21 protein-coding genes are annotated in these 17,880 nt (G+C 45.7%); 4 read left to right on the plus strand and 17 right to left on the minus strand.

Features of this window, described 5'->3' with window-relative positions; all coding sequences use genetic code 11:
* Position 1: 1 nt before the first annotated feature.
* The 4 genes from rplI to rpsF are packed head-to-tail and all read right to left on the minus strand — an operon-like array spanning position 2 to position 1,440.
* Positions 2–454 (minus strand): 50S ribosomal protein L9, encoded by a 453-nt coding sequence (gene rplI, locus L865_RS0120255; protein WP_028774891.1) that lies wholly within the window; start codon positions 452–454, stop codon positions 2–4.
* A gap of 28 nt (positions 455–482) precedes the next feature.
* Positions 483–710 (minus strand): 30S ribosomal protein S18, encoded by a 228-nt coding sequence (rpsR, locus tag L865_RS0120260; protein WP_011867078.1) that lies wholly within the window; start codon positions 708–710, stop codon positions 483–485.
* 11 nt (positions 711–721) lie between these two features.
* Positions 722–1,027, minus strand: coding sequence for a primosomal replication protein N (gene priB / locus L865_RS0120265; protein WP_028774892.1), 306 nt, complete (start codon positions 1,025–1,027; stop codon positions 722–724).
* 8 nt (positions 1,028–1,035) lie between these two features.
* Entirely contained in the window at positions 1,036–1,440 is a 405-nt protein-coding gene (rpsF, locus tag L865_RS0120270; RefSeq protein ID WP_028774893.1) for a 30S ribosomal protein S6, read from the minus strand.
* A 383-nt stretch (positions 1,441–1,823) separates the two neighbouring features.
* Between rpsF and L865_RS0120275 the strand changes: the two genes are divergently transcribed.
* Positions 1,824–2,567 (plus strand): DUF481 domain-containing protein, encoded by a 744-nt coding sequence (locus L865_RS0120275; protein WP_028774894.1) that lies wholly within the window; start codon positions 1,824–1,826, stop codon positions 2,565–2,567.
* Positions 2,568–2,598: 31 nt separating this feature from the next.
* Here the strand turns inward: L865_RS0120275 and L865_RS0120280 are convergent, their stop codons facing one another.
* The 13 genes from L865_RS0120280 to zapE all read right to left on the minus strand — a co-directional run bounded on the left by L865_RS0120280 (position 2,599) and on the right by zapE (position 14,211).
* Positions 2,599–3,306 (minus strand): DNA alkylation repair protein, encoded by a 708-nt coding sequence (locus tag L865_RS0120280; RefSeq protein ID WP_245608471.1) that lies wholly within the window; start codon positions 3,304–3,306, stop codon positions 2,599–2,601.
* Between the two features lie 79 nt (positions 3,307–3,385).
* Positions 3,386–4,432 (minus strand): alcohol dehydrogenase family protein, encoded by a 1,047-nt coding sequence (locus L865_RS0120285; RefSeq protein WP_028774896.1) that lies wholly within the window; start codon positions 4,430–4,432, stop codon positions 3,386–3,388.
* Entirely contained in the window at positions 4,429–4,941 is a 513-nt protein-coding gene (locus tag L865_RS0120290; RefSeq protein ID WP_028774897.1) for a TetR/AcrR family transcriptional regulator, read from the minus strand. Before L865_RS0120290 ends, L865_RS0120285 begins: the two co-directional genes overlap by 4 nt.
* A gap of 171 nt (positions 4,942–5,112) precedes the next feature.
* The gene (locus L865_RS0120295; protein ID WP_028774898.1) at positions 5,113–5,598 is read right to left on the minus strand and encodes a VOC family protein; all 486 of its coding nucleotides are present in this window, start codon (positions 5,596–5,598) and stop codon (positions 5,113–5,115) included.
* 251 nt (positions 5,599–5,849) lie between these two features.
* Positions 5,850–6,590 carry a 23S rRNA (guanosine(2251)-2'-O)-methyltransferase RlmB gene (rlmB, locus tag L865_RS0120300; protein ID WP_028774899.1) on the minus strand — a complete coding sequence of 247 codons (741 nt, stop codon included), beginning with the start codon at positions 6,588–6,590 and terminating at the stop codon, positions 5,850–5,852.
* 27 nt (positions 6,591–6,617) lie between these two features.
* Positions 6,618–9,053 carry a ribonuclease R gene (rnr, locus tag L865_RS0120305; protein ID WP_028774900.1) on the minus strand — a complete coding sequence of 812 codons (2,436 nt, stop codon included), beginning with the start codon at positions 9,051–9,053 and terminating at the stop codon, positions 6,618–6,620.
* A gap of 35 nt (positions 9,054–9,088) precedes the next feature.
* Positions 9,089–9,709 (minus strand): tetratricopeptide repeat protein, encoded by a 621-nt coding sequence (locus tag L865_RS0120310; protein ID WP_037471704.1) that lies wholly within the window; start codon positions 9,707–9,709, stop codon positions 9,089–9,091.
* Between the two features lie 164 nt (positions 9,710–9,873).
* Complete coding sequence (locus L865_RS0120315; protein ID WP_028774902.1) at positions 9,874–11,169, minus strand: adenylosuccinate synthase; 1,296 nt, start codon at positions 11,167–11,169, stop codon at positions 9,874–9,876.
* A gap of 66 nt (positions 11,170–11,235) precedes the next feature.
* Positions 11,236–11,424: a DUF2065 domain-containing protein gene (locus tag L865_RS0120320; protein ID WP_028774903.1), complete on the minus strand. Its 189-nt coding sequence runs from the start codon at positions 11,422–11,424 to the stop codon at positions 11,236–11,238.
* Positions 11,425–11,577: 153 nt separating this feature from the next.
* Positions 11,578–11,775 (minus strand): hypothetical protein, encoded by a 198-nt coding sequence (locus L865_RS25670; protein WP_157577684.1) that lies wholly within the window; start codon positions 11,773–11,775, stop codon positions 11,578–11,580.
* A gap of 212 nt (positions 11,776–11,987) precedes the next feature.
* A complete protein-coding gene (rpsI, locus tag L865_RS0120330) occupies positions 11,988–12,380 on the minus strand; it encodes a 30S ribosomal protein S9 (RefSeq protein WP_028774904.1) in 393 nt (130 codons plus the stop codon).
* A 14-nt stretch (positions 12,381–12,394) separates the two neighbouring features.
* Positions 12,395–12,826, minus strand: coding sequence for a 50S ribosomal protein L13 (gene rplM / locus L865_RS0120335; protein ID WP_028774905.1), 432 nt, complete (start codon positions 12,824–12,826; stop codon positions 12,395–12,397).
* A gap of 278 nt (positions 12,827–13,104) precedes the next feature.
* Positions 13,105–14,211: a cell division protein ZapE gene (gene zapE, locus L865_RS0120340; protein ID WP_028774906.1), complete on the minus strand. Its 1,107-nt coding sequence runs from the start codon at positions 14,209–14,211 to the stop codon at positions 13,105–13,107.
* Positions 14,212–14,324: 113 nt separating this feature from the next.
* Here zapE and L865_RS24280 point away from each other — a divergent pair, with 113 nt between their 5' ends.
* The 3 genes from L865_RS24280 to degS all read left to right on the plus strand — a co-directional run bounded on the left by L865_RS24280 (position 14,325) and on the right by degS (position 17,489).
* Positions 14,325–14,690 carry a Z-ring associated ZapG family protein gene (locus L865_RS24280; protein ID WP_051484715.1) on the plus strand — a complete coding sequence of 122 codons (366 nt, stop codon included), beginning with the start codon at positions 14,325–14,327 and terminating at the stop codon, positions 14,688–14,690.
* A 145-nt stretch (positions 14,691–14,835) separates the two neighbouring features.
* Entirely contained in the window at positions 14,836–16,194 is a 1,359-nt protein-coding gene (gene degQ / locus L865_RS0120350; protein ID WP_028774907.1) for a Do family serine endopeptidase DegQ, read from the plus strand.
* Between the two features lie 215 nt (positions 16,195–16,409).
* The gene (gene degS / locus L865_RS0120355; protein ID WP_028774908.1) at positions 16,410–17,489 is read left to right on the plus strand and encodes an outer membrane-stress sensor serine endopeptidase DegS; all 1,080 of its coding nucleotides are present in this window, start codon (positions 16,410–16,412) and stop codon (positions 17,487–17,489) included.
* The last annotated feature ends 391 nt before the right edge of the window (positions 17,490–17,880 follow it).

Below are 17,880 nucleotides of genomic sequence, written 5' to 3' on the forward strand. Positions count from 1 at the left end.
ATTAGTCTTCTGCAACAACAGAAATCTTAACCACAGCTTTAACTTCAGTGTGAACTTGAACTTCAACTTCATATTCACCAGTAGTACGTAGTGCACCTAGTGGAAGACGAACTTCGCTCTTAGCAAGTTCAACACCAGCAGCTGTAACAGCATCAGCAACGTCACGGTTACCAATTGAACCGAACAGTTTGCCTTCGTCACCAGCTTTAGAAGCGATAACGATAGCTTCAAGTGCGTTGATTTTCTCAGCGCGCTCGTTTGCAGCAGCTAGATCAGCAGCTAACTTAGCTTCTAGTTCAGCACGACGTGCTTCAAAAACTTCAGTGTTAGCAGCGTTAGCAACAACAGCTTTACCTTGTGGTAAAAGGTAGTTACGAGCGTAACCAGCTTTTACTGAAACTTGGTCGCCCAAGCTACCTAGGTTAGCGATTTTATCAAGTAAAATAACGTTCATTATTAATTTCCTCTAAATTGATGCGCTATTACTGATGTAAATCAGTGTAAGGCAGTAGAGAAAGATAACGAGCACGCTTGATAGCGCGAGCTAGTTGACGTTGATATTTAGCGTTTGTACCAGTGATACGGCTAGGAACAATTTTACCACTTTCAGTGATGTAGTTCTTTAGAGTAGCGATATCTTTGTAATCGATCTCTGTAACGCCTTCTGCAGTGAAACGGCAGAACTTGCGACGACGGAAATAACGTGCCATGTGACAGTCTCCTAAGTTTTCAATTCGACATTTTCAGCGTGTAATACTAAGCGGTTTTGACCATTACGCCCTTGTTGTAAGGCGATGAATCCCTGAACCTCAATATCCACACCGGTTTTCAGTTGTTCTGAAACGCTTTCAAAGCGTTCGCCACTGAATATCACTTGCATTTGACAGTATACGTTTCTAAGCATATCTGCTTCGTAACACTGCGATTTGTGTTCCAGCATAATCACACTATGGGCGATACCTGCTGGGCTTTTAAAACTTCTAGAACGTTTAATGGTTCCAGTTAACACCAAGTGATTGGTGGCCACAGAAAAACTTACTCAGCTGTTTTTTCAGCAGCTTCAGCAGGCGCTTCGGCAGCTGGACGCTCACCTTCGCTTGAACGACGTGAATCACGCTCGTCTTTCGCTTTAGCCATTGGAGAAGCTTCAGTGATGGCACCTTTAGTGCGCATAACCATGCTACGTAGAACAGCGTCGTTGAAACGGAAAGCTGTTTCTAGCTCTTCAACCGATTCTGCAGTAGCTTCTACGTTCAAAAGAACATAGTGAGCTTTATGCAATTCGATGATTGGGTAAGCCAGTTGACGACGGCCCCAGTCTTCTAAACGATGGATTTGACCGCCAGCTTGGGTAAGAATACCCGTGTAACGCTCGATCATACCTGGCACTTGTTCACTCTGATCAGGGTGAACTAAAAATACGATTTCATAATGACGCATTTTTTGCTCCTTACGGTTATCTAGCCTCGTTGTTGGCTCAGTCAGACCAAATGGAGGCAAGGAACTAATTAAAGTGACTGAATTAAGCCGCGGAATATTACAGGTATCACAACCAAAATTCAAGCAATGTGAAACCGATTTAAACAATTAACCCAAAAGAGGCGCGTGAGCGGCAATACAATCACTTTAGCCATCCCTCGTCTAGAAGATAAAACGCTGGCTAATACACTGAAAAATATATGTAAAAATGCCCCTCAATAGTGCAGTCTAATTTAATCGAACTTACATTAGGCTGAGACTTTACTCCCACAGGCGTTAATCGGTATGATGTCAGCTGTTTTTTGTGTGAATCAAACTAATAAAAAGTACCAAGAACTCAAACCATGTTAAGACCCTTAGTTGTTGCCGCCTCTTTATCAGCCAGCCATGCGGCATGGGCATTAGTGCCACCTGATTATCAAGAACCACCCAGCGACTTCTCTGCCGAAATAGAGGCAGGTCTGCAAGTTAACACCGGTAACACAGAGTCGAGCAGTTTCAACGGTCGGACTAAGTTGGTTTACGATACCGAGAGATTTAAGCAAGAAGGTACCTTTAAGGCCTATTTTGCCTCAGATTCAGAAAAAACTACCTCAGAGAAATACGATGTCCAAATCCAGTCAAACTATAAGTTAGAGAGCGGCTATGTATTTGGTCGCGGTGATTTCACTGACGATCGCTTTGGTAGTTATACTCGTATTTTCACCATATCGGCCGGTTATGGTTTTGATGCCATTAGTACTAGCGCCACCAGCCTAAGCTTAGAGGTTGGCCCCGGTTATCGATATAACTTGCCCCAGTCCACAGAAACCATGCCCGATCCCGATGCTGATCGCGAAGTGATTTTACGTACTGCCGCTAAGTTTGAACAAAAAATTCAGGAATACACCAGCTTTACGGCAGATTTGACCGCTGAAGTCGGTGAAGATAACAACACGTTGACGCTAGATTTAGCCTATAAAAATACCCTGTTTCAGGACTGGGCTTTTAAGATTGGTATGAACGTTAAATACACTGACGTAGTACCTGAAGGGACTAAGCAAACGGATACCATCACCACCTTCAATTTGCTGTATACCTTTCAATAATTAACTCAACAGTAAATCAATGATGCCTAGGTTACGCTATGCCTTGCAGATATTGTTGCCGTCTGGGCTGCGGCAATTTTTCAATCGCATAACGCAGCATAGTCCGCGGCATAGTGCGATAGTGCTTGGCTAAAAACGCCTCTTCTGCTGCCAGATCTCTTTTGCCCGCTTCACGTAACATCCAGCCCACAGCCTTGTGAATTAAATCCTCATTATCATGTAGCAGTATTTCCGCCACGTTAAAACATGGCCCTAACTGCTGCTGACGAATAAAGTACAAACACGCAATCATTGCTATCCGTCGCTCCCATAGGCTCGTTGATTTTGCCAGCTGATATAGCGGGGCAAGATCTTTATCAAATAAATACGCACCAACAATCAAGTGAGTCGAGCAATCAACCAGATCCCAGTTATTAATATACTGAGTATGATCCAAATAAATTTGATACACCTGTTGTTGCCCTTGGGCATCAGCAACTTGATAACGGGCCACTAATGCCAGCAGGGCAAAAATTCGCACCTCATGATACTCACTCGTTAACAGTAACCGCAGCTCATCAAGCGCTATACTGGACTGCTGCTTTACCAGTTGTCTTAGCACAGGCATGCGAATACCTAAAAAACGATCACCATGGCCATACTCACCCACTGCGGTTTTAAAATAGCGCTGTGAATGGGCCGCGATAGTATCATCACCTAAGGCGATTAGCATGGATTCAATCTGGGTGGCTTGCATCATTTTGCTATCCCTTCGCTTGGGTTAATCAATCGCTATACTCCGGCTAACAACTAGGGTTAGCCAGGGCATTAATCGTCGTTCACAGCGTTAGCACTAGCTTACCAACGTGCTGCTTTTGCTCAAAACTAGCCTGAGCCTCTGCAATTTGAGCTAACGGAAAGCATTGCGCCACAAGGGGCTTAACTTCATCGGCCTCTATGCGGTGAACTAAGTTTTGAAACACCTGAGGCGCCAACACAGTACAACCGAAGAAACTTAAATCTTTCAAATAAAGACTGCGAATATCCAGCTCCACTAGTGCACCACCAATCGCACCAGCCACTGCATAGCGGCCACCTGGCTGCAGTAACTCTAGGAATTGAGGCCACTGCGGGCCCGCCACTAAATCAATTACAACTGTGACACTGTTTTTGCCAAGCTGCTCGACTAAATCACTTGCGCGATCAATCACTTTATCAACCCCTAGGTCCAACACTTGTTGCTGTTTGCTGGCACTGGTGATGGCAAAGACGCTAGCCCCGCGGGCTTTAGCCAGCTGAATTGCAGCCGACCCTACACCGCCGGAGGCACCGGCAATTAATACGGTATCATTAGCATTAACCGCAGCGCGCTCTAGCATGTTCTCCGCGGTTGAATATGAACAAGGAAAAGAGGGCAACTGCGCATCCGACAATGCGCTATTAACGCGATAGGCATGCTGACTATCCACCATCGTATATTCAGCAAAACCACCATCACATTCAGAACCAAAGTACCAAGGTGCAGCAAGTTGCTGCCCTGCAGCACGCGTAAGGCAAGGTTCAATCAATACTCTTTCGCCCACTCTGGCCGAATCAACATCGGCACCTACCGCAACAATCACTCCACAAACATCTGCACCTTGAATCCGTGGAAATGCCAAGCTTTTACCCGACCAAGTGGCATCAGCACTATCGTCGCCCTGCTTGAAATACCATGCTGTACGCGTATTGATATCGGTGTTATTCACCGCTGCGGCGGCCACCTTTATCAATACATCACTCGCGCCAGGTTGTGGCACAGGAATATCTTGCCTCACCACTAACATTTCAGGGCCGCCATGGCCTTCTAGTTGCACACCTTGCATGGTTGTAGGTAAATAACTCATTGGCTTTGCTCTCTTAATAATAACGCTAACATTGATTGTGCGGCCGATATGGCATTGTCACCTTGAAAAGGCCAAGCACTGGACACACCTTCGTGTAACAGAAATAATGCCTCAGCTAAATCCGCACGTTGACTTTGCTCCGCTAACAATAGTTTCACCGCCAACTTATGACTGTTTACCACGTTGATGATGAGCTGATTATCTGGATAGGCAGCCAACGCATTGAGCGATAGACAACCATGGGGAGCAAACTGCCGCATCCACTCACCGAGTTTATCGAACAGCTGCGCCACCGATTTCGCTTCATTGCCGCCTGGTGCTAGCCACGCTAAATAACGTTGATGCCGATATTCAAGTGCAGCCACAATCATCGCCTCTTTTGAGGGATAATGTTTATACAAAGTTCGTAAGCTGACGTTACACGCCGCTTTAAGCTGTGCAACACTGGGATCGGCAAAGCCGTAGCGGCTAAATGCTTGCTCAAGACTCGCTGCAATTTGCTGTTTCAATGGGTGCCCCTAAGTAGAATACCTATTCTACCATAAAGGGTAGAATGGATACTCTACCTTGTCAAATTAAGCAACAAAACTTGGGCGAACAATCACAAACTGCCGTGACAGATAAATACAACAAAGGGCCGCCATTTCTGGCAGCCCTTTGCATTATATTGACGTGACGGTTTATTCGTAATCTGTCGCGTAAGTCTCTTCATAAGTGTGTGAATATAGCTCAAACAAGTTACCAAATGGGTCTTCTAAATAGACCATTTTCGCCTGCTTGCTATCATCCTCAGGGTGATAACGCATAATATCCATACGTACCTTACCGCCATACTGCTCTGTGCGCGCAATCGCTCCTTCAAAGTCATCTGTTTGCAAGCAAAAGTGGAAGATACCTAAGCGAGAGAAGTCAACTTCATGACGCTCCTGACGTTGTTTCATCTCGAACAGCTCCACCCCAATGCCATCTGTGGTGAGTAGGTGAGCAATATTGAAACCTTGGAAACCTTCACCAAATACCGCAATACACATACGACCGATTGCTGTTTCACGCTCTTCTGTCACTTTAGTGTTGTTCATGACGATTTTCAGACCCAGTGCCTTAGTGTAAAACTCAACTGCCTGGTCCATATCGCCTACCATGATACCTACGTGATTCATCCTCATAATCTGCTCCAATTGTTAATCGCTAATCTGTTTCGTGTTTCGATGAGCAAAGTATATGATCAGCAAATAATTAAATAAAATTATCTATATTTATATTTTTGATAAATAAAATTTATAATAATATGGGTTATAAACAGACAGCTTTTAGTGCGGGTGAGCCAACAAAAATGCCGATGCAGGTTTCCCCACATCGGCATTTACATTGCTATGTGAGGCTAACCTCAAATAGTCATAACCACACTATCAGTCATTTAGCCCAAACGTTGACGCACCGCCTCAAACAAACAAATTCCCGTAGCAACTGACACGTTCAAACTCGATACACTGCCTGACATTGGAATAGACGCTAAAGAATCACAGCCTTCGCGCGTCAATCGACGTAAGCCTTTGTCTTCCGCGCCCATTGCAATTGCCAGTGGACCTTTTAGATCGGCTTTATACAAGTCATGTTCCGCTTCACCTGCAGCACCAACAATCCAGATGCCTTTGTCTTGTATCGACTTCATAGTGCGCGCTAAGTTGGTCACTTGGTAAAGCGGCACCACTTCGGCGGCACCACAAGCCACTTTGCTAACTGTTGGGGTTAACCCCACCGAATTATCACGTGGCACAATCACCCCATGGACACCCGCAGCATCAGCGTTACGTAGGCAAGCACCAAGATTATGTGGGTCGGTGACACCATCTAGTATCAATAGAAAGGGTTGCTCAGTTTTATCGAGCATTGCCAGAAGGTCATTGTCATTAAGCTGCTTAGCAGCCTTCACACGGGCAATAATACCTTGATGCTGACCACTACTCGCTTTGTCATCAAGGACTTTACGAGACGCTTTTTGAACTGACACGCCGTACTCTGCAGCCATTGTAAGTAACGGGGTTAGGCGTTGATCATCTCGGCCTTGTAGCACCCACATTTCAATCACTCGCTCTGGACTGTTCTTTAATACCGCTTCAACAGCATGAATGCCAAAAGTGATGTCTTGTTTTTTCATTAACTGATTTCTCTTATCTAACTCTGATTATTTTTTAGCGCTGCGTTTTTTAACAGTTTTACGCTTTTTCGTTGCCGGTTTGGCTTTGGTTGCGCCGCGAGTCTTACTGGCGGCAGGTTTACCACTACCGCCGCGTTTGGGCTTAGGCTTACTTTTGCCACGCTTACTACCAGCGTCCGCCTCTTTATTACCTGACTTACCCAGTTTAGCGCCTTCTAAATTAACTCGTTCTCTCGCACTTAATGGTTTATTACTGCGACGACGAGGTTTACGGCCATCGTCACCAACCATCATTAAATCAATCTGACGGTCGTCTAAATTAACCCCAGCAACTTTTACCGTCACTTGGTCGCCCAGCTGATAGATCTGACCGGAGGCTTCGCCCACCAAACGTTGACGCATATTGTCATATTGGTAGTAGTCACTGCCTAGACTTGAGATATGTACCAGTCCATCAATAAACAGATCGTTAAGGCGGACAAACATCCCAAAGTGAGTCACAGAGGCAATCACCGCTTCAAACGTATCGCCAACGTGATCTTGCATAAATTCACATTTAAGCCAGTCGCTAACATCGCGAGTCGCTTCATCGGCACGGCGTTCGGTGGTTGAACACTCTTCCCCTAACAAGTCTAACTCCTCGATAGGGTAATGATAGCCGCCATCAGGTGTCCACTTATCGGTTGTCTCACCCCGCTCTTTAGCGAGCAAATAGCGAATCACTCGATGTAAGATCAAATCTGGGTAACGGCGGATCGGCGACGTAAAGTGCGAATACTGCTCTAACGCCAGACCAAAGTGGCCTTCATTGTCAGGGGTATAAGTTGCTTGGCGCATTGAACGCAGCAACATCACTTGAATCAGCTCAGCATCAGGCCTATCGACCACTTGCTCCATTAACGCCTGGTAATCAGCAGGCTCAGGTGTTAACCCGCCCGCTAACGTTAATCCTCGCTCTTTAAGAAAGTCTTTAAAGTTAGTTAACTTTTGCTCCGACGGTGCCTCATGCACTCGGTACAACACTTCACCTTTATGCTTCTGGACAAACTTGGCCGACGCCACATTGGCTAAAATCATGCACTCTTCAATGATCTTATGCGCTTGGTTGCGGGTACGTGGTTCAATACGATCAATTTTGCGATCGGCATTAAAGATAAACTGGGTCTCGGTAGTCTCAAAGGCTATCGCACCACGCTCGGCACGGGTCTCGTCCAACGTCAGGTACAACGACTGAAGAGTCTGTAAATGCGGGAATACTTCAGTGAGTTCATCACTGACTTCACCACCTTCGAGCATGGCCGCCACTTGGGTGTATGTCAGTCTCGCGTGAGAGTGCATCACCGCTGGATAAAACTTATAGCCTGATAACTTACCTTTAGCTGAGATAGTCATCTCAGCAACCATACATAAACGATCAACGTGTGGGTTCAAAGAACACAAGCCGTTAGACAGTTTTTCCGGCAACATGGGGATGACTTGCGACGGGAAGTACACCGAGTTACCACGCGCTCGCGCTTCTTTATCGAGCGCCGATTCGGTACGCACATAATGGCTTACATCAGCAATGGCCACCCATAAACGCCAGCCACCACTTTTTTTAGTTTCAGCGTAAACGGCATCATCGAAATCCCGCGCATCTTCCCCATCAATGGTGACCAACGGTAAGTGGCGTAAATCCACTCGACCTTGGGTGTCGGCCTCACTGACTTCATCAGGGATTTTACGCAGTTTCTTCTCAATTAAGCTTGACCAAGTATGGGGCAGGTCGTAATTGCGCAGCGCAATTTCTATCTCCATCCCTGGCGCTAACTGCTTTCCTAATACTTCGGTGACTTTACCAGCCGCTTTAACATAACGCCCGGCGCGGCGAGTCACTTCAACCACGACGACATCGCCTTGGCGTGCACCGGCTTTATCATCACTGGGGATTAATATTTCTTGGGTAATACGTTTGTCATCAGCGATAACAAAGCACATCCCCGAGTCCACGTAAAAACGTCCAACCAAGGCTGCGGTTCGCGCCTGGACTAATCTAACAATACGCGCTTCGCGGCGACCTTTACGGTCTACACCTGCTTTTTGTGCCAGGACTTTATCGCCATGGAAATACAGCTGCATATCGCGATTATTGATAAACAGGTCATCGCCCCCCCCCTCATCTAGTTTGAGGAAGCCAAAACCATCTTTATGCCCTAATACTGTGCCGCTTAATAGGTCCATACGTTCAGGTAAGCCGTAAGCTTTACCTCGTGTGAACACTAACTCGCCATCACGTTCCATAGCGCGTAGTCGCCGCCTTAGGGCTTCTAACTGCTCTTCAGATTCAATCTTGAGCGCCTGGGCAATTTTTTCTCTATTAAGAGGAGACTTTTCTGAGCGCAAGTATTCTAAAATATACTCACGGCTGGGAATGGGGTTATCGTACTTTTGTTGTTCACGCTGTAAATGCGGATCTTTTATCATTCACTATCCATTTTTGGGCCTTATCATTAAGGCCGTTATCTAGGTCTGAGATGCTCCTGTTTTGCCCTAGACACTGCACTAGCGGGCATTTTTTGTTCAAGCACCTTCAATAAATCCAAGGCTTCCTGCTTGGTAGCCTCATCACTAAACACATCATTATATAACCAGTGATAACCCATTTCGTAATCTCGGGGGCTACCATAACCTTCGCCAAACAAGCGTACTAGCATCATCCTAGCAGGCAAATCACCATTTGCAGCTGCTGGCAGTGTATATTGTACTGCACGTTGTTTATCTTGGATGACAAACTGGCCATCATGATAATACTCGGCAATCCGCACCATGGCTTCGGCGCTACCTTGTTCAGCAGCGTCACGTAATAAGGAAATACCACGCGGTGGATTGGCCTTTACACAAATGCCGTAGTTGAGCATTTCTGCCCAAAGATATTGATATAAAGGTTGTTTGAGCACTTCAGCTCGCGCTTCAATATCTTGTACTAACTGGCAATCATCGCCTTTTACACGGCTTAGATATGCCTTCGAGCGGATCAATTCGACCAATTGCTCTTGGCTATAAATATCCACTGCTTGGCTAGCAGCCGATGCCGGACTCATCCATACAATGAGTATGCTAATTAACATTAAACGAAACATATCAAGCTCTCTACTGAATTCGGTCAATCAGCGACCGGCAACATCGTTTGCTATAAAAGCAGTATAACTGATCTTATCGGCAGCTTGATTGAGATCTTAACTCAGATGCCCATCTATTGTTTATTTTTGTCGCAATAAAAAGGCCGCTTAAGCGGCCTTTTCGATTAACTAAACGGATTCACGAGAATCATGGTCTCATTTCGATCTGGACCCGTTGAGATAATATCGACTGGCGTATCAAGCAACTCTTCAATGCGCTTAATGTAATTGATTGCTGCTTGTGGCAGTTGCTCAATTGATGTTGCACCAAAGGTTGTTTCGCTCCAACCAGGCATAGTTTCAAGTACCGGAGTGACTTGCTCATAGCCTTCAGCTGCTAGCGGTGTCACTGTTGCTACAGTGCCATCTGGGTATTGGTAACCCACACAGATTTTCACTTCTTCTAAGCCATCTAATACATCAAGCTTAGTTAAGCAGAAACCGCTAATACTGTTGATTTGTACTGCGCGCTTCATCGCTACAACATCTAACCAACCTGGACGACGCTTACGACCAGTAGTGGCACCAAACTCGTGTCCCTTGGTACCTAAATGGTCACCAATTTCACATGCAAGTTCAGTTGGGAATGGGCCTGCACCAACACGGGTGGTGTATGCCTTCATGATCCCTAATACATAGTCTAAGTGACGTGGGCCAAATCCAGAACCTGTCGCGACACCACCAGCAGTAGTGTTAGATGAGGTTACAAATGGATAAGTACCATGGTCAATGTCTAGCAATGTGCCTTGAGCACCTTCAAACAGAATAGGCTCACCAGCTTTACGTGCCTGATCTAATAGCTCAGTCACATCGGTGCACATACTCTTCAGGTAATCTGCAATCGCTAACGCATCGCTGAGCGTCTGCTCATAGTCTACCGCTTCGCAATCATAATATTCAGTTAGCATGAAGTTATGGTAAGCCATCACTTCTTTTAGCTTCTCAGCGAAAAGCTCTGCATTGAATAGATCGCCAACGCGAAGACCGCGACGAGAGATTTTGTCTTCATAGGCTGGACCAATACCACGACCCGTTGTACCAATCGCTTTATTGCCGCGCGCTTTTTCACGAGCAACATCGAGTGCACAATGGAATGGTAAGATCAGCGGACACGCTTCAGAGATAAGTAAACGATCCTCTACAGGAACGCCACGATCTTTAAGCATGTTGATCTCTTTCATCAGAGCGTCTGGCGCAAGCACCACACCATTACCGATAATGCATTTCACATTATCACGTAGGATCCCTGATGGAATTAAGTGAAGAACGGTTTTATCACCATCGATAACCAGTGTATGACCAGCATTGTGGCCACCTTGGTATCGAACGACATATTTGGCCTGTTCGGTAAGTAGATCGACTATCTTACCCTTTCCTTCGTCACCCCATTGGGTGCCGAGAACTACGACGTTTTTGCCCATTATTTGCTGCAAGGTAGTGGTTAAAACGGGATTCTAGCAGATCTTGGGGGGTTATAGGCAAGTAATTTATGAAAAAATAATCAATATGACCACACCCGCAGTGACCAGCCCGCCGCCTAACCTTTGCAGAAGCCCCTGATTTTGATTCGAAATTTCTTTCAAATATGCCCGCCAACGATTAGGAAATAATAGTGGACCAATTCCCTCAATTATTAGCACTAAACCTAGGGCAAGCATGATTAACTCAAAGGACATAATTGTGCGTTCCAGTTGATGAACAATAACCGACACGGTTATCTGAATTGAGCCTTAAAAATATCACACTGTTATAGCTCAACAGAAATGCTTTTTACTCTGAGCAAGCCTTCGAATTGACTGCTATACAAATCAGTATAAACATTTAGTCACTCAGTGAGAATTTAGCGGTTCTGAGGCAAGGTCCTTAAATGCTCCTGCATTAATGACATTCACCACATCCATGTGGTTTGCAACGAGTGAAGAGCATAGTTGCTCTACGATTAAACTCGTTAACACGGCATCATAACCGCTAAAACTCACCATTCTGGCGCGTTTTTGGCTGCCTATTTCCGCGTTGAATAACCTCACAAGGGAGCAACCATTGTTTCAGTACTCACTTTGAATTAGCCGGCCTTGAATTAGTTTGCAAAAAGCGCGCTGAGTAGATCAAATCCTTATACTGATTGGTATTAGCAGCAAAGCCGCCACACATCGATAGTTTAATAGCAATGAAGTTGCGCCAAACTGCAGCCATAAAAAAACCCAGCCGAAGCTGGGTTTTTGAATTCCGAAGCGAAATATTAACGCTTTGAGAATTGTGGCTTACGACGTGCTTTACGTAGACCCACTTTCTTACGCTCAACTTTACGAGCATCACGGGTTACGAAACCAGCAGCGCGTAGAGATGGACGTAGAGCTTCATCAAGTTCCATCAGTGCACGAGTAATACCGTGACGGATTGCACCTGCTTGGCCAGTGATACCACCACCTTTAACAGTTACATAGATGTCTAGCTTTTCTGTCATTTCAACTAGCTCTAGAGGTTGACGAACAACCATACGAGCAGTCTCACGACCAAAATATTCGTCAAGTGGACGTTGGTTCACGACGATGTTACCACTACCTACTTTAGCGAATACGCGAGCAGTAGATGTTTTGCGACGGCCAGTGCCGTAATACTGAGTTGCAGCCATTTGCTTAATCCTGTTTAGATATCAAGAACTTGAGGTTGTTGTGCAGCGTGGTTATGTTCTGTACCAGCGTAAACTTTAAGTTTACGGAACATGGCACGTCCTAAAGGACCTTTAGGTAACATACCCTTAACTGCTTTCTCGATGATCATTTCAGGCTTATGATCTTGCAGCTTTTCAAAGGTGATTTGCTTAATGCCACCAATGAAACCAGAGTGCGAGTAGTACACTTTGCCTTTCGCTTTATTACCGGTAACAGTTACTTTGTCAGCATTGATAACGATGATGTAATCACCAGTGTCAACGTGAGGAGTGTACTCAGGCTTGTGCTTACCACGTAGGCGAGCAGCAATCTCAGTAGCGATACGACCTAAAGTTTTACCTTCAGCGTCAACAACATACCAGTCGCGAGTAACGGTTTCTGGTGTAGCAGTAAAAGTAGTCTTCATTTACAAAAACCCAATGTTAAAATTCTGTCTCACATGCCGTCATTCAAAATGAATTAACAACACAAAAAGTGCCATTCTACGCCCCTTCGAGCAAAGAATAAGGCTTTACAACTTCCGTCTATTTGACGGAGTAACGAGGGCAGGTCGCGAATTATAGACAAAGCTGAGTTAAAAATCATCTAATTTTTTATCTAATTTATTGGATTAAACTAGATTGCCGAAAGATTTGCCCCCAAAGCGCGGAAAAGTATAAAAACACTTTACCGCTAGATAGGCATTTAAGGCAGGTGTTCTAAGGCAAGATACTCGTGGGACTGCATTTCAGTTAATCGAGAACGACAACGTCTAAATTCGAAAGTTAACAAACCTTCGGTATAGATTTCTGCTAGGTCAACGGATGCTGAGATGATTAATTTCACGTTTCGCTCGTAAAACTCATCCACCATAGCCAAAAATCGCCTTGCGATATCATCACCCGTTAGTTGCTCACCCATCTGCTCAACATTGCTCAGCAGTACCGTGTGGTATTCACAGGCCAACTCCATATAGTCACGCTGACTACGTGGGCCGTCACAGAGCGCTCGAAAATCGATTAGCAACACCCCTTGTGCCTGTTTACGAATTGCAATGTCGCGGCCATCAACTGCTATAGGGGCGGTGACCACCTCAGATTCCGGCGCTAGCTTATCGAAATAATCGAGCAGGTTCTCATCTGCTTTAGCATCTAAAGGGAAGTGGTATATTTCGGCTTGCTCTAATGTGCGTAATCGGTAATCAATGCCAGAATCGACGTTGAGCACTTCACAGTGCTGGTTTATTAATGCGATTGCCGGCAAAAACCGCGCTCGCTGTAACCCGTTACGATACAGCTCATCGGGAATGATGTTAGACGTCGCAACCAAGGCAACACCGTGACCAAATAAAGCTTCAAATAAAGTACCTAATAACATGGCATCGGTAATGTCTGATACGAAGAATTCGTCGAAACAGATAACCTGATATTGCTCTGCCATACGTTTAGCAACAATAAGTAGTGGATCTCGCTGTCCCTTAAGATCATCTAAATCCGCATGCAGTTGATGCATAAAACGATGAAAGTGCGCGCGCAATTTACGTTCTGTTGGCAAAGCATCAAAGAAAGTGTCCATTAAGTAGGTTTTACCGCGCCCTACCCCGCCCCATAAATAAAGCCCCTGTACCGCTTTAGATTTGCTACCTAAAAATGGCAACCATTTACCAATACCAGTAGTGGGAGCTTGACTAGCGATGAGTTCGTCATACACTCGCTGTAAACTTTGCACTGCACGCTCTTGGGCGTCGTCATGGGAAAATGAATCTTTTAGCAAGTCTTGCTGGTAATGTTGCCAAGGGGTGAGCTGCGACACGGTTAACTATCTCTTTTTATCCTTAAAACGACCTAAATAGTATCATGGCTTGCACACGCAATGTATTATTGTCTGTCGCTTTATCTCATGGTGTTATTTAAGAGGATTTGAATATGGAATGGGCACTAGTAGTCGCTGCGTTTATTTTAGGCTTAGCCTTAGGCTATGTCGCAAGAACCGTATTTGCTCGCAAAGGCGAAGCGCAGGCCAATAGCAAACAGCTCGAACAAACGCGTCTAGAACTTAGTCAGCATAAGCAAGAAGTGCATGATCATTTCGATGAACAACATGCGCAGCTGATTGCGCTGACAGAGCAATTAAACAAGTTTAATCAACAGTGGAATGACTCAGCCTCCACCCTTTGTCCCAACAGCAGTAACAAAAAACTGCCGACACTTAGTCAAACACCAGCCGCGAGTGCCGCGCCAAAAGACAGCGAATTGACAAAACTTGTTACGAATAATGCAGCAAACAATTAACCTTTGTTAATAAAGATGAACTTTACTATTTATTCAGTAGTCCACTCGGGTAAGACACAATTTAAATGGCTTGAATTGAGGTAATAATGCCTTATATCTACATTTATCTGTAAGTCCATTACCCGAACTTTGGAGTCATGAATAAATGAAAACAAAATTATCATTACTTTCAGCTGCGGTATTAAGCGCTTCACTTACCTTAATGCCTGCAGTTTCTCATGCCGCAATCCCCTTAGCGGTCGATGGTCAACAATTACCGAGCTTAGCTCCTATGCTTGAAAAGACCACCCCGGCCGTTGTAGCGGTGGCGGTGTCAGGCACCCATGTATCTAAGCAGCGCGTACCTGACGCGTTTCGCTATTTCTTTGGCCCTAACGCTCCGCAAGAACAAGTACAAGAGCGCCCTTTTAGAGGTTTAGGCTCAGGGGTGATCATCGACGCTGATGAAGGCTACATTGTCACCAATAACCACGTGATTGAAGGTGCCGATGAGATTAAGATTGGCTTACATGACGGCCGTGAAGTAGAAGCGAAACTGATTGGCGCTGACGCCGAATCAGACATTGCGCTATTGCAAATCAAAGCTAATAACCTAGTAGCCGTTAAACGCGCAGACTCAGACGAGCTGCGTGTTGGTGACTTTGCTGTAGCAATTGGTAACCCATTTGGTTTAGGCCAAACCGTCACCTCGGGTATTGTCAGCGCCATGGGACGCAGTGGGTTAGGCATTGAGATGCTAGAGAACTTTATCCAAACTGACGCGGCGATTAATAGCGGTAACTCAGGCGGCGCATTAGTGAATCTCAATGGCGATTTAATCGGTATCAACACCGCTATCGTGGCGCCCAACGGTGGCAACGTCGGTATTGGTTTTGCCATTCCTGCCAACATGGTTAACAACCTAGTGGAGCAGATAATCGAACATGGTGAGGTACGCCGCGGCGTATTGGGTGTCACAGGTCAAGATCTCACCGCAGAGCTTGCGGAAGGCTTTGGCATCGACACTCAACATGGTGGCTTTGTCAATGAAGTGATGCCTGACAGCGCAGCTGATGATGCAGGTATTAAATCTGGCGATATCATCGTTAGCGTCAATGGCCGTTCAATTAAGAGCTTCCAAGAGTTGCGTGCAAAAATTGCCACAATGGGGGCTGGCGCTAAGGTTGAACTGGGCCTCATCCGTGATGGTGATAAAGAAACAGTCTCTGCCACATTAGGCGAAGCAAGCCAAAGCTCAGAAAGTGCCGCTGGTGCTGCAGATATTCATCCAATGCTAGCCGGCGCTACGCTGGAAAACAACAGTAAAGGGGTCGAAATTAGCGAGGTTGCCCAAGGCTCCCCTGCTGCGGCAAGTGGCTTACAAAGTGGCGATATTATCGTGGGTGTCAACCGCACCAAAATAGACGATCTAAAATCATTACGCGCAGAGCTCAAAGAACAGCAAGGTGCTGTCGCACTGAAACTGCGCCGTGGAAATAGTAATTTATATCTAGTGCTACGTTAACGCCATTACCACAAAAGTAAATCAGGTTGCTGACCAGTATAGCTGTTGGTCAGCAACCTGATTAAACTGCACTTCGACTTTTACTCAAACAGTTCCGTCAGCCAACGCATTTATCAATGCAAAATAAGCAAGCTGGCAACATTATGGTTAACCCAATAGTCCCTCTGGTGTAATCATGATAACCTTATAACAATTTTTCGCGATATTCTGCTGACATGAACTTCAAAGGCGCTCTACTATATATTGGCAAAGCCATAATCTTTGGCTTAATAATGGCGACAGTATTTCTTGTGGCGACGCCGTTGTTAACTGGCAATAATGGCAGCACATCATTGTTTGAACGCCAATCAAACCAAGGCAATGAACTGTCATTCGCTCAAGCGGTGCGCCGCGCAGCACCTGCGGTAGTCAACATTTACAGTCTTAGCGTTAATCAATCTAGGCCATTAAACTCTGGTGCATTACAAGGCCTTGGTTCAGGCGTGATCATGAGCAAAGAGGGTTATATCCTCACCAACTACCATGTGATCAAACGTGCAGACGAGATTGTCGTTGCTCTGCAAGATGGCCGCAAATTCACTTCTGAAGTGGTCGGCTCCGACTCAATTACTGATTTAACCGTATTGAAAATTGAAGGCGATAGCCTGCCTATCGTGCCCATCAACTTGGCAGTACCAGCAAGAGTGGGTGATGTAGTCCTGGCCATTGGTAACCCCTATAACCTAGGCCAAACCATTACCCAAGGAATTATTAGTGCCACCGGTCGCAATGGACTAAGTTCTGGATTCTTAGATTTCTTACAAACCGATGCTGCGATTAACGCAGGTAACTCAGGCGGCGCGCTGATTGATACCACGGGTCAGCTTATCGGCATCAACACGGCAGCGTTTCAGGTTGGCGGTGAAGGCGGCGGACACGGTATTAGTTTTGCTATTCCTATCAAACTGGCCCATAGCATTATGGGAAAACTGATCAAAGATGGTCGAGTTATTCGTGGTGCCCTTGGCATTGGCGGTGAACCTGTGGGCCCAGTGATGGCTCAAATCCTCAATTTACCTGATTTAACTGGGGTAATCGTCACCCAGATAGACCCTAACGGCCCAGCTGATAAAGCCCAATTACGCCCTAGGGATGTAATTACCAAATATGAAGGTGAGGCAGTGCCTGGCGTAGAGATGTTAATGGATAGAATTGCTGAAACTGCACCTGGAACACAAGTCACCATTACGGTTATTCGCGGCGGAACCTACTACGATGTACCGGTAACCATTGGTGAAAACCGCGGCGAGCAATAATAGCTAGAGTAACGGCGGCCAGCCAATCGAGAAGCTAGCTTCAATGTTTAGCTTGGCCGCTAGCACCACCGAATAAACCCAACCAAAATGCCAGCTCAAGTAACACGCCTATCAAAATAAAGAGTGCTGCTCCTAGGCTGATATAGCACCCCAGTGCAGCAAAAAGCAGCGACAATAATATTAGTACTCGCTGCAGTGATATTCCTCCCTGTGCTTGCTTTGTCTATTTGACTTAGTCTATTTAAAGGTAGCAAACAGGCACTAGCCCTTCACCTCTACCAGATTAAACTTGGCTTCACTTTATCAATCATCGACATGGACTCTGTGTGCAAGACTAAGAAAGTGGCTAAGACCATTAACGAGCGATTGATTTAACGGTTGCCGAAGTGCA

Origin of the sequence: Shewanella waksmanii ATCC BAA-643, from assembly GCF_000518805.1 — a bacterium.
Classification (GTDB): domain Bacteria; phylum Pseudomonadota; class Gammaproteobacteria; order Enterobacterales; family Shewanellaceae; genus Shewanella; species Shewanella waksmanii.